The organism is Pseudoalteromonas sp. R3 (genome assembly GCF_004014715.1).
Classification (GTDB): domain Bacteria; phylum Pseudomonadota; class Gammaproteobacteria; order Enterobacterales; family Alteromonadaceae; genus Pseudoalteromonas.
The window spans coordinates 4,449,613-4,462,393 of record NZ_CP034835.1; the positions used below are offsets into that span (position 1 = coordinate 4,449,613).

Annotated in this window: 11 protein-coding genes; all 11 read right to left on the minus strand. The window is 42.9% G+C overall.

Features of this window, described 5'->3' with window-relative positions; all coding sequences use genetic code 11:
• Positions 1-2,005: 2,005 nt before the first annotated feature.
• The 11 genes from ELR70_RS24500 to ELR70_RS24530 all read right to left on the minus strand — a co-directional run bounded on the left by ELR70_RS24500 (position 2,006) and on the right by ELR70_RS24530 (position 12,780).
• Positions 2,006-4,216: a peptidase domain-containing ABC transporter gene (locus ELR70_RS24500; protein ID WP_054016176.1), complete on the minus strand. Its 2,211-nt coding sequence runs from the start codon at positions 4,214-4,216 to the stop codon at positions 2,006-2,008.
• Complete coding sequence (locus ELR70_RS24505) at positions 4,216-5,460, minus strand: HlyD family efflux transporter periplasmic adaptor subunit (protein ID WP_054016177.1); 1,245 nt, start codon at positions 5,458-5,460, stop codon at positions 4,216-4,218. The genes ELR70_RS24500 and ELR70_RS24505 overlap by 1 nt, the downstream gene beginning before the upstream one ends.
• Positions 5,461-5,462: 2 nt before the next feature.
• Positions 5,463-5,804: a nuclear transport factor 2 family protein gene (locus ELR70_RS24510; protein ID WP_054016178.1), complete on the minus strand. Its 342-nt coding sequence runs from the start codon at positions 5,802-5,804 to the stop codon at positions 5,463-5,465.
• 934 nt (positions 5,805-6,738) lie between these two features.
• Positions 6,739-7,281, minus strand: a complete 543-nt coding sequence (locus tag ELR70_RS24515; RefSeq protein ID WP_054016179.1) for a hypothetical protein — start codon at positions 7,279-7,281, stop codon at positions 6,739-6,741.
• Positions 7,282-7,313: 32 nt separating this feature from the next.
• Complete coding sequence (locus ELR70_RS25025; protein ID WP_160317397.1) at positions 7,314-7,463, minus strand: hypothetical protein; 150 nt, start codon at positions 7,461-7,463, stop codon at positions 7,314-7,316.
• 36 nt (positions 7,464-7,499) lie between these two features.
• Positions 7,500-7,640: a hypothetical protein gene (locus ELR70_RS25030; RefSeq protein ID WP_160317398.1), complete on the minus strand. Its 141-nt coding sequence runs from the start codon at positions 7,638-7,640 to the stop codon at positions 7,500-7,502.
• Between the two features lie 52 nt (positions 7,641-7,692).
• Positions 7,693-7,839: a hypothetical protein gene (locus tag ELR70_RS25035; RefSeq protein WP_160317399.1), complete on the minus strand. Its 147-nt coding sequence runs from the start codon at positions 7,837-7,839 to the stop codon at positions 7,693-7,695.
• 52 nt (positions 7,840-7,891) lie between these two features.
• The gene (locus ELR70_RS25040; protein WP_160317400.1) at positions 7,892-8,035 is read right to left on the minus strand and encodes a hypothetical protein; all 144 of its coding nucleotides are present in this window, start codon (positions 8,033-8,035) and stop codon (positions 7,892-7,894) included.
• A gap of 459 nt (positions 8,036-8,494) precedes the next feature.
• Positions 8,495-10,639 carry a winged helix-turn-helix domain-containing protein gene (locus tag ELR70_RS24520; RefSeq protein WP_054016180.1) on the minus strand — a complete coding sequence of 715 codons (2,145 nt, stop codon included), beginning with the start codon at positions 10,637-10,639 and terminating at the stop codon, positions 8,495-8,497.
• Positions 10,640-11,371: 732 nt separating this feature from the next.
• A complete protein-coding gene (locus tag ELR70_RS24525) occupies positions 11,372-11,881 on the minus strand; it encodes a S41 family peptidase (RefSeq protein ID WP_128064761.1) in 510 nt (169 codons plus the stop codon).
• 32 nt (positions 11,882-11,913) lie between these two features.
• Positions 11,914-12,780 (minus strand): S41 family peptidase, encoded by an 867-nt coding sequence (locus ELR70_RS24530; RefSeq protein ID WP_128064762.1) that lies wholly within the window; start codon positions 12,778-12,780, stop codon positions 11,914-11,916.
• Between the last annotated feature and the right edge of the window lies 1 nt (position 12,781).

Genomic DNA, 12,781 nt, shown 5'->3' on the forward strand with positions numbered 1-12,781 from the left:
AATTCGTACTTGAAGCCGATTTCCCAGCCGTCTTTGGTTACTTTGCCGTAGACATAGCCACCAGCGCCATTAATTGCATTCATTTGGATTGCGTTTAGTTCTTTCATGATCTTTATCCTTTCAGGGTCGATTAAAATTCGTACTTGAAGCCGATTTCCCAGCCGTCTTTGGTTACTTTGCCGTAGACATAGCCACCAGCGCCATTGATTGCATTCATTTGGATTGCGTTTAGTTCTTTCATGATCTTTATCCTTTCAGGGTCGATTAAAATTCGTACTTGAAGCCGATTTCCCAGCCGTCTTTGGTTACTTTGCCGTAGACATAGCCACCAGCGCCATTGATTGCATTCATTTGGATTGCGTTTAGTTCTTTCATGATCTTTGTCCTTTCAGGGTCGATTAAAATTCGTACTTGAAGCCGATTTCCCAGCCGTCTTTGGTTACTTTGCCGTAGACATAGCCACCAGCGCCATTGATTGCATTCATTTGGATTGCGTTTAGTTCTTTCATGATCTTTATCCTTTCAGGGTCGATTAAAATTCGTACTTGAAGCCGATTTCCCAGCCGTCTTTGGTTACTTTGCCGTAGACATAGCCACCAGCGCCATTGATTGCGTTCATTTGGATTGCGTTTAGTTCTTTCATGATCTTTATCCTTTCAGGGTCGATTAAAATTCGTACTTGAAGCCGATTTCCCAGCCGTCTTTGGTTACTTTGCCGTAGACATAGCCACCAGCGCCATTGATTGCGTTCATTTGGATTGCGTTTAGTTCTTTCATGATCTTTATCCTTTCAGGGTCGATTAAAATTCGTACTTGAAGCCGATTTCCCAGCCGTCTTTGGTTACTTTGCCGTAGACATAGCCACCAGCGCCATTGATTGCATTCATTTGGATTGCGTTTAGTTCTTTCATGATCTTTATCCTTTCAGGGTCGATTAAAATTCGTACTTGAAGCCGATTTCCCAGCCGTCTTTGGTTACTTTGCCGTAGACATAGCCACCAGCGCCATTGATTGCATTCATTTGGATTGCGTTTAGTTCTTTCATCATTTAATCCTTATATAAATATTTAATTAATTAGATTTACAATCTTGGTGTTCGATAACATCACAGCTCATATCGATAAAAGGGTCACCTGCACCAGAAACCAAGCTTGGATTATTAATAACTTTCATTTTATTTCCTTAAACTCTTATTTCAGGTTTTCAAGTTCACGTAATTCTTCAGCACAATGCTCACACAAGCTTCCACCAAAAACAGCTGTCAGTTCTTTTATTTCTTTCATTTTTAATTTCCTATTTTTTGAAGAAAAGCTCAGGGTCACATGGGTCATCATATTCACGGCCCGCACCAGTTACATTTTCTACTTCATACTTATTTAATTCGTTCATTTTTATTTCCTCTATTAGTTGGTATATTGATCGATATCAGGACACATAGGTACTTCTTCTTCACCACCAGCGATCAGAACCAGGTCTTTAGCATTTAGATTTTTCATAGTTTTTCCTATTTTTATGTAACGGTCACAGTCGTTAATATCGGATTTTCATCTGTCTTCTTAAAGGCTTAACATCTAAAACGATAAAACCAGAGAGCAGAAAGAGGTTTGCAACATCCCAAAGCAACTTTAACTTAACAGTAAAATATGCTCTGGCTGTATTTCACAAACTCTATTTTTAAATTTTCATGGAGAACTCAAAGAATTTAAAAACCCAATTTAAAAACCCAATTTAAAAATAGAACTTTTAAATTAAAGAGAATATTAATCTCGCAAACCTTATTACAATTTTTGATTTAAGCTTATCTCCGCCAAGATTTAAGCTTGATTTATAAATTAACACTCAAAAACAAAATGTCAACAGGTAATTTTAAAAATAAAAACAAAATTAATTTAAAATAAAAACAAAACAAAACAACAAGATAAGTGCACACCACAACCAAACTAGTCACAAAGCTCAACATGGGTGCACTTAAATATAATATAAAAAATTATTATAATGACTTATGCTAAGCCATATTAAACTCACTCGTCTCACCTGTTTCAGTATATGGAGTGCTATCTATACACAAGGATACATCTGCAGACTTAGGCCGCCTCAGACTAATATCCGGCTTATCTACCGCAACAGCCTGCCCATATCTCAACTCGATGACACGATCTGCACTGGCAATGGTTTCAGGCCTGTGCGCTATGATTATTCGGGTAATATCCAGATTCTTAACCGCTTCATTGACTGAGAACTCGAGCTTGGTATCCAAATTACTGGTGGCTTCATCCATAAATAGAATCTTAGGTTTTCGATACAATGCCCTGGCCAACAAGAGCCGCTGGATCTGCCCTCCAGACAAGGCTGCGCCCATATCCCCCACCAGAGTGTTATACCCCATAGTCATCGACATAATATCCTTGTCGATGGCAGCAACCTGAGCCGCCCATTCGACTTTTCGCATATCCAGGTCAGGGTCAAAAAACGAGATGTTATCGGCGATGGAGCCTGACAATAACTGGTCGTCCTGCATCACAGCCGCGATCTGGGAGCGATATTTTGATAACCCTATCTGCTTGATGTCGATCCCATCAACAAGTACCTTGCCCGCTTCGGGTTCAAATAAGCCCAGCATGATTTTGGCAAGCGTCGTTTTACCACAGCCGGACGGGCCGACTATCGCGATGGATTCACCAGCCTCAATGGTAAGGTCCAGGTTTTTAAACACAGGTGCTTCTTTGCTGTTATAGCGATAAGTGACATCCTGAAGTGTAAGCGCTCCGGTCAATTCACCACAGCTGGCTTTACCCTGCATATGATCTTCTTTATCGGTCAGTGAAATGTCAGCAAGTCGATTAAAGTGCAGACTTAGCATCTTAAACTCGATAAGCTTTTCGATAAGAGACGCCATTTTCTCCACAAACTGACGTTTATATGCCATGAAAGCGAATAACATCCCGACAGTCAGATCGCCTTCCATAACCAGCATTGCAGCAAAGTAGACCACCAGCACATTTTCAAATCCAAAGATCACCTTATTGATTGCTTCATAACCGATGTTCAAATGGCCCACCCGGATCCCGGCATTCAGACTGTCCGCGTATTTGTTATGCCAGACACTCTGTCTTTGCACTTCGCGGCCAAACAACTTAATGGTTTGGATACCACGTACCGTTTCCATGAAGTTAGACTGCTCTTTGGCCTGATTTACGATGACTTCTTCCGACATACGTCGTAACGGTCTGTACATGGCAATGCGTATGACGGCATACACTGCGGTAGCAACAAGTACCACGGCACTCAATTTAGGGCTGTAAACAAAAATCATGATCAAGGTAGCAATGGCCATAACACCATCGATTAAGGCTTCGATCACGCCTTTGGTCAGGAGCTCTTTTACCTGTTGTAAAGAGCCAAAGCGTGACACCACATCACCAATATGACGCTTTTCAAAATATTGCAGCGGCAAACGGATAAGGTGATGGAACAGATTCGCACCAAGCTGAATACTCATGAGGTTACCAAAGTGCAGCAGTAATACGCTCCGTACCGCGCCGGTCACCATTTCTATGAGCATCAACAAGCCAAATCCCACGGCTAAAATAGCCAATAAGTTTTGGTCAAAGCTCAGAATGACCTCGTCAACAACCAGTTGCATATAGTATGGACTGGCGATGGCGAAAGCCTGCAAGAGTAAGGACAAAACAAACACTTTACCCAGTGTGGATTTAAGGCCAGTCACTTTGCTCCAAAAATCGGATAACTTAAGGTTTACCCGGGTATCTTCAGACTTAAACTCCTCGGTTGGACTCAGCTCCAGTGCCACACCGGTGAAGTGTTTCGAGAACTCATCCATGGCGTATTTGCGATGGCCTAAACCTGGATCGTGTATTTCAACACTGTGTTTAGTCACCTTTTTAAGTACAACAAAGTGGTTCATATCCCAGTGTAAAATACAGGGGGTTTTTAATTGCGGCAGATGTTCTAAATCTAACCGCAGTGCCCGTGAACTTAGTTTCAGCTTGTCTGCAATTTGCATTAGCTCTTCTAAGTTCGCCCCTTTCAATGAGATTTCATGGGTTTGGCGCAACGTCGTCAGATCTGTTTTGTATCCGTGATAAGCAGCAACCATTGCCAGGCTGGCAAGCCCGCATTCCGCCGCCTCGGTTTGCAATATAACAGGCAGCCTTTTGGCAGCGCTAAACCGGAGTAAGTGCATTGGATTTTCCATCAGATTGCTCCTTTAATGCTGTAAAGAGGTTCAAATAACCATTCAAACAAGGTGCGTTTATCAACCATAATATCGGCTTCCAGTAACATCCCAGCCTGCAGAGGAACAGACGCACCATAGGCGTGGGCATGCTGTGCTTTGAGTGAGACAACCACCTGATAAGCCGGCTCTGCGAGTGTCACAGGCAAACTTGTCTCATTTGGAAGTAAAATTGACTTTGAGACGCTCGAAATCGTACCTTCATAGATACCAAACCGGGCATAGGGAAAGGCCTGATAACGGATCCGCGTATTTTGCCCTTCCTGTACAAAACCAAATGCGCGGGATGGCACCAACAGCACAGCTTCCAGCGCCGCATTTTCCGGAAGTACCGTCATTAAAGGGCTGGTGCTCTGTGCAATCATACCTGGTTTAACCATCAGACTGCTGACCCGACCACTTCTATGGCTACGCACATCGTAACTTTGCTGTGCACTGGCCTGGGTGATTTGCTGATTAATATCGGCAAGCTGAGTTCTCAGCTGTGCTTCTGTTTTCTGTAAAGTCAGCGGCAGTTGCTGACGCTCCAGACGCAGCTGGCTGAGGGACTCTTGTTGGCTCAATACCCGCCCTTCCAGATCTTCCGCTTGCTGCTGCAAAACCAACATGGCATCGCGGACACTTTCAACATCAGATTGAGAGACAAAGTCTTTCTCAATCAATGCCAGCGTATCCCGATAGCGCTTTTCGCTGAGCTCGACACGTTGAGTAAGCAATTCATGTTGCTTTTTAGTCTGTGCAAGCTGAAATGCCGTGTTATTGATCTGAGAGTCCAGCTTCTCCTGACTGACTTTCGCCAGCTGCGTCTGATTCTCTATATTTTTCTTTACCAAATCCTTTTGTTTAATGAGTTCCGTTAAAATCGCTTCATTCATATCGCTGCCAGAGGTCAGGATCCGCTCCATTCTTACCCGCACAAGCACTTGGCCTTTTTCGACCTTTTGCCCTTCTTCGACATAAACTTCATCAATGACGCCCTGACCTAAAGGATACACCTTGCTCAGTCCATCTGTTGGCCTCAGATAACCTGAAACGATCTCTTTCCTGTGGTACTCACCCACCACCAGATAAGTGATGCCAATCAATACTGTCGCCAGAATTACCAACAGGATCCAGTTGAAAGACATATGTGTCGCAATGGATACCTCGCCATCTAACTTCTGCCCCTGGTGTTCAATGGCTTCTTTTCTGAATAACCCCGACATAATTATTCCGCTCCACCAGGAAACGTAGACGTCGAGAAAATTCGCCACTGACCACCTTCTTTAGCCAATGAATGAATATTTTCAGAGCGTTTATCAAGAGCCTGCCCTTCTTTTTCTCCCTCAATGGTCATCACGTCCCGTACTATTAGCAAGTCGTCACGTTTAGCAAGTAGCTCTACATTACGCAGTGTCATTTTAAAGCTCAGTTGCTTACGCATACTTTCAAACTGGGACTTAGCACCGGCCATCACACCCGCACCGGTATGATAGAATGGCTCCAGGTCGTCGAGATTGCCCGAACAAATGATTTCGTAATAACGCTCAAAGAACTCTTTTAATGTCATCGGGTATCGCTCCATTTCATTCAATTCTGATGTCAGTACCGCCAAACTCTTATGGTGGCGCTGCTTGTGTTGAGCTCATAGTGCGATACAAAAATGTAGAACACAAATTCACTAAAAAAAGAATTTATTCAAAAATTACAACAGTTTATATACAATCATTACTACGATATAAGTGACTACTTCGAGTAACATTGTATTTTTCGCGTGCCTGTGAAAGGGCGATTTATAGTAGCGTGACGTAACTCAGTCACTCTTCACCCGTCACACAACCCAGTGTTATTCCTTGTAGCGACTTTGACACTAGTCCTGTACAGCTAAATCAGAAATTCTATGTAGCTCGCCATCCATCATTGCTCATTGCATGTGAGAGGTTTGGTATTCAGCAACAATGTTAATCAGTCGAATACTGCTTGTACCCGTTTATATAGAGCGTTAACGCCCTGAGAGTGACAGAATATGAAGTTTGGTGATAAATGCAGGAGTAATAAAAGTGGATACCGGATCATATCGCAGAACAAAAAGGCTGTACTGATACACTGCAGGCGAACAGACCTTACTGAACGAATACCTAAACTGGCTAGCGGCGAAAAAGAGGGTGGATTCTATATGACGTATCGCTGCACAAAAGAAGGTGGACGCCACAGAGGTGTGAGCGCATTGATGTGGATTGCTTAGGTCTATCGATGGTCTGTTGAGTACAAACCGTATGCAGGGCTGAAACTGAGGATCTTGCACTTAAGCCTGCCGAAACAAAAGCTAGCTCATATAAATCAAAGAGATAGAATAGGTGCCCGAGAGCATGAACGATAGCCAAAATCAGCTATTGTTTTTTTAAATCTTCCGCTGTAGTATGGAATTTCCTTATTACATCTGCATTTCTCGCATATGTATGCCCGAGGCACCGCCATGCTTAGGGCAATTTCACATAACTTTATCATGAATCATGACAATACTCCTGACTTGTAAATAGCTTGGTATTTGATACCGCCTGAAGCGAGCTGCTCACCCTGCTTACATGCTCATTCAATTGTACTGTGACGAAGAGCCTGTCGCGGCTTTCGTAACTCACCTTGACTTTGAATGCACGTCCGGAGTCACATAACCAGAGTATTTTAGGGACATTTGTAAGTTGATTATCGAGCTTAAATACACCCAACAATGTTGGAGACATTAATTTAGCCAATAGATCCCCTTTTGACACATGAGTGCCAAGCTTAAGCTCTTTGACAATCCCTTGTGCGCCATTTGTAATCGTTTTAGTTTGCTTGTGCTCAGTTTCCTGATAACTCAACAACGGTTCCCCTTCAAGCTTTAGTTCACCAATTTCCGTTAGGTGCTGTAATGCTTCACCATTCGAGGTGGCAAAGTGATACTGGTTTGCCGGAGCACTTACGCTCAGCTCGCCAACTAAGCTTTGTGGGGATACCATCATTGGCAACACTGCAATGGCCCCTAATTGTAAACCAACAAGTTTCATTCAATTCCTTTTTCAGTTCTATTAAATGTGTATCAATTTAACTCCATTGGCCAGCCTGTCGGTCTGACAATGGAGTCTTTCGGTAGTGCGTTTGCTCCTGCCACATGCACAGTCGCAGCCGGATCCAGTTGATTTTGATCATTCAGGCTTTTCAGTGATTTTTTATTTACTGTGAATTTCATTGTCTACTCACCTTATTCGTCTGTTGATATAATGTATTAAGCGGGCCAGCCTGTCGGTCTGACAATCGAATCTTTCGGCAGAGAATGAGCTCCGGCCACATGTGCGGTGACTGCCGGATCAAGTTGATTTTGATTATTCAGCTTTTTCAGTGTTTTTTTATTTACTGTGAATTTCATTGTCTACTCACCTTATTCGTCTGTTGATGTGTTATCCATGCCATGTATTTAATTAAGCTGAAGCAGGCCAGCCAGTCGGTCTGACAATCGAATCTTTTGGCAGAGAATGAGCTCCAGCTACATGCGCAGTGACTGCGGCATCGAGTTGATTTTGGTCATTCAGCTTTTTCAGTGTTTTTTTATTTACTGTGAATTTCATTGTCTACTCACCTTATTCGTCTGTTGATGTGTTATCCATGCCATGTATTTAATTAAGCTGAAGCAGGCCAGCCAGTCGGTCTGACAATCGAATCTTTTGGCAGAGAATGAGCTCCAGCTACATGCGCAGTGACTGCGACATCGAGTTGCTGGCCGTTGAGCTTTTTTAGTTCTTTTTTGTTAACTTTAAATATCATTGCTTGCTTCCTGTTACTGTATTTACCTAGGTTCTGGTTATCTCATTGCCAAGCGTGCTTGACTTTCAGTACCTACTTCGCTTCAACAATTCAACTGTATCTCACACCATCTGAGATAGGAAGTTATAAAACCTTATGTCCCAGATATAACATTCAACCATAAGACACTGATAATTAAGTTATTATTTAAATTCAAGAATGATGATAATGGTTTACTTAGGTTTTGTTCTGTACATTGGATTGAACTTTAAAGGGCGGCTTTAAGTGTATCCCCTTGGCATACAGAAAACCTGTCAATTATGCCAGTGCACATTGATTTCAAATCAGAACAAAAAGCCAATAAACGGATTTAGGCTCACTACTTTTGATATATGACAAAATGACAGCTGTAGAATGCGTAACGGTAGGGTGGGTATGGCATTGTGAGTGAGGTGTAGCAGCCATACCCGTATATGGTGATTAATTCTGTGCCGGCCTAGCAACCTCCAGTTTCAGCAAGTGATTGCTTGACTCATCAACCGTTGTCATGATCAATGAGTGCTTGTCAAAAGAGTAATACATATCAAATACCGTCTTCAGCTCCAAATCCATGAGCTCCTCAATATCTCCTTCCTGGATTTGATAAACCTGACGACCATTCGAATAATATACACGATTCTTGCCCAGAGACACAAAGTGCCCCCGGCCATTACCTGGTAACTCAATTGAGCTGGTCAACTCACCATTGGAGAGGTCGAAATAGTGTAAGCTGTCCTTACGGGACAAATACACCAACTGACTCTCTCCCAACTGATCAAACCAAATCGCATCGCTAATCGGCAACTTTTTAGCTTGCTGGGTTTGCCGGGAGTAAATATATACTTTGTTCGTTTTCAGGCTTTCATCTACAGAAATATAGCCAATATCTCCATTGTTTAGAAACTCAGCTGAAATCACCACACCCTCTACATCAATGTGGTTAATTAAATTGAAATCACTGTCAAAAATACTTAGCTTATTCTTGGCTTGCAGCATAAGTAGCTCGGACTTGTGATCATAGGTGGCAGAGACATAATCACCAAGTGGGATGCCGATGTTGTATGGTAAACCCGACGCAGCCGCCGCTTGCAGTATCATTTTTTCCCTTTGCTGCTTTAAAAACAGAGTTTCACCGTTTTTGCTGAACCCGGAAAATTTCAAATCGTCGTTAACCACTAATGGGGAAAGTGTTTTATTCTCCAGACTCAGCTCGTAGATATCATGCTGATACGGATAACTCACTGCAACTATTTCCCCTTTAGACAAGGGGTGATGGCTGGCAAAACGACTGTCATTAACAAGCTGTGTGATACCCGTCAACTGCTCTGATGCCAACGAGTACTCGAACATGCGGCTTGTTATATTGCAAAACCAAACTAATGTACTTGTATGCTCCTCATAGCCCAACGCCCAAATTGGTGTCTTTGACTCATACAGCTTGGTCTGATTACCACCTTCTAGGTCTGTCATGTAGAGTTCATAGATGTCATAACGACGACGTGTAAAAAACACTTTATCAATAGTCTGCTCGTAAAGCAGGAATTGGTCTCCAAAGGAATTCAGGTTTGGCGATGTGATCTGAAATTCTTCACCCGATTCCGTATTGTAGCTCATCAACACAGAAAGCTGATTTCGCCCACGATAATCAAATTTAGAATAGATAAAGGTGTTGTCTCCCACACCTGCACCGTTATATACCTGATTAGTACACTCAAACAGAAAACGATTATCTTGTGAGAAACTCCTGTCAATCTGCCAGATCTCGCATCGCTCTCCCTGATTTAGTCGGTAAAAAAGCTTTGTAGAATCAACCGTCCAGCCTAATGGATAGTAATTAGCTTCCGGCTGTGCAATTTTTTCTTCTAACCCGGTTTGTAGGTTTTTCATCACCAGACTCTGATTAGTTTTCCCTTCAGGTATGAATGAAAATGCAACAAACTCTTTGTTGGGAGAGACACTGACTTTTAAATACTGACCCTGCATCCAAGATAACAAGCTTTCTTTATACAACACGTTTTCCATTGGCACAGACACGCTATTCGCAGCTTTAGGTTTGTTCTCAATAAGAGGGTGTAATACACCTAAACCTCCGCCAATCAAAAGCAGCAAAGTGACCAGGAAAGCAGGCCTGAACCAGTCAGATTTATTGGTTGGAAATGCTGTTTCTGGTACCGATTGCTGCACTTGCTGCTTACTCATAGGCTTAGCGACCGGAGTCACACTGGCCTGAGGAATTAAGTCTTGATAAACGATTTCAGGCTCAAGAAAGAAACTATACCCTTTACGATAGTGTGTTTTAACAACCAACCCTTTTTGCTTGTCTGATTTGAGCACTTTGCGCAGCTCAGACATTGCCCGGTTGATGGCATTATTATCAACGTAATTTTGGCACCACACATCATTGACCAGATCGTCCCTGGTGATGATCTGATCGTTGTTCAAAATTAAGTAGCAGAGGATTTTAAATAACAGAGGTTCAAGTTCTCTGGTTACTTCACCGTCTGTGATGGTTTGCCGCTTTGGATCTAGCGTCCAGGACCCAAATTTTACCGCTTTCACAGTCCTTGAAAAGTTAACTTCATTCATATCGTAACTGCTTATTATCAGGCCCTTACACTATTGGGATAAACTAAATTGTAGAGTTTATGAGTAGGGCTGGCTTGTTATTAAAGCTGCTGAGTAGATAGGCGGTTTTTTTATAGATGATTAGACCTAATCACCGCCCCGGATACTTAGCTACACCAAGTCGTCTGTAGCAATATTAAAGCAAAAAATTAAAGAGTTAAACACTCTGTTTCATTAAGGTTAGTAAATGAATGTATAGACTTTTATTTACGCGGCCTCTCAGGCTCTAGCAAGGACGTCATATAGATCATCTCAATGACCAGCAATCTTTGACGCACAAACAAAGGTAACTTAATGAATTAATTAATTTCTTCGTAGCTGCGTTATAACAAAATGGACCAAGAAAGCATAGTGCAAACTGACCAGTCGCGGAATAAACGAGGTTGTCATGAACAAAGTAGTAGAAGACAGGCATGTAATGGTTCCGCATGCCAGATAGGATAGGCAGATCCCTCTACATAGACGGTTATCAATACATCTGTCTGTACGCTTGACGTAATCAGAGCGTACCGTCATGCAGAGCGACAAATATAGAAGATGAATAGAGAATTTTTATTGTCGTAGCCACACGCCAAAGGCAAACCGTAATACCTATGAGCTGAGCGAAATCAGGCAAGACAGCAGGCAGTCAAGGCGGACGAACGTCAGCGTCGTTCATGTCGTCAACCTCATTTTTCTTAACCAACCGCGGCTTTAATGCATGTTACTTGCCGTTGCCTGTGCCAGCTCCCCCTGTTTGCCCAACCATTCGGTGGCACTGCTTAACGTTTTGTCATGTTTTGAAAAATAGTACTCAATGTCTCTTGGCACATAAACATCAGGCTGAATGCCTATACCTACAAAATCGCGGCCATCTGCAAATGTCTCTCTTTTACTGCAAATAGTTGCTCTCCCACCACCTGGTAAGTCAATCTCCAATGGTTGACCAGTGCTGCCAAATGTCGGCTCCCCAATCAACATAATATGCCGTGCACTTGATGCGTATACTAAAAAGCTCTCAGCGGCAGCTGAGGTTTCCCTGCTGGTTAAAATAGCAGTAGGCACAACCACTTTATTGCTCTTGTCTATGTCATCTGCCCGTAAGGTATCTGGCGCATTTTTTAGCCAGGCATTGCCACTGGAGTAGTCTTGGTACTTTTTTGCCCAACTGAATTGGTCCGCATACTTGCCCCAGGCTTTGTAGGTTGAATTATGGATCCGCATCTTGCTACTGATACCTAACAAGTCATGAAAAGTCAGGTACTTAAGAATTGACTCGGCAACAAAGGTATTTCCCCCCTATTTTGCCTTAAATCTATGACCAGCCCATTGGCTGTTTGCAGTTGTGGTAGCAGCTTAATGAACTGCTCGGTCACACTGTCCTGAGAAAAATCATTCAGCGCCACATAATGGATATTGTCAGCCAGGACCTTATGCACAACCGAGTGTGTATTGGCCATCACACCGCTGGCTAATTGCCAGGCAACCCCTGACAAATCAGCTTCTCTTATCATAGACAGGTGGCCAGCGCGATTAGCAGGCGTAGTAAAACGCACCTTCACCACCGTACCCACTTGCCCCATCAATAATCCATAACCCAGACCCTGATTACCTTTAATGCCCTCATGCCATCGAATATGCTCTGTTGAGCTACTGATAAACGGAAAAACTTCTTGTTGGAGCTTGTCTTTAACCTCAACGCCATCAACATGCGTAATAATGGATCCTAACGGCAATTGGGAAGCCAGCGTCTCGCTGATCCCTACCACCACGGCCTGATGCTCAGCCTCGGCTAGCATAATAGGTGGCAATGCATTATGTTTGTTTCTCAGCTCATGATTCATTTGAACATAACTCATCCCATCATTTAAGGTGGCTAAAAATTGTTTTAGTACCTTGTAATATTGATAGTCTGATTTAGCCGCCAATACCTTAGGAATAAACGCCTGATAGGTTGCGTCCCAATCCAAATCAGGCACCTGGTCAAAGTAGGCAAAATTATAACTGGCTTCTTTCCACAACATGGCCAGACCAAACAAACGCTCTTCTGCAGATATGCGCGACTGGGCCTGTACACCGCCACTGAGTAGCATTACTAAGAATAGGCAAATACGAATAAACACT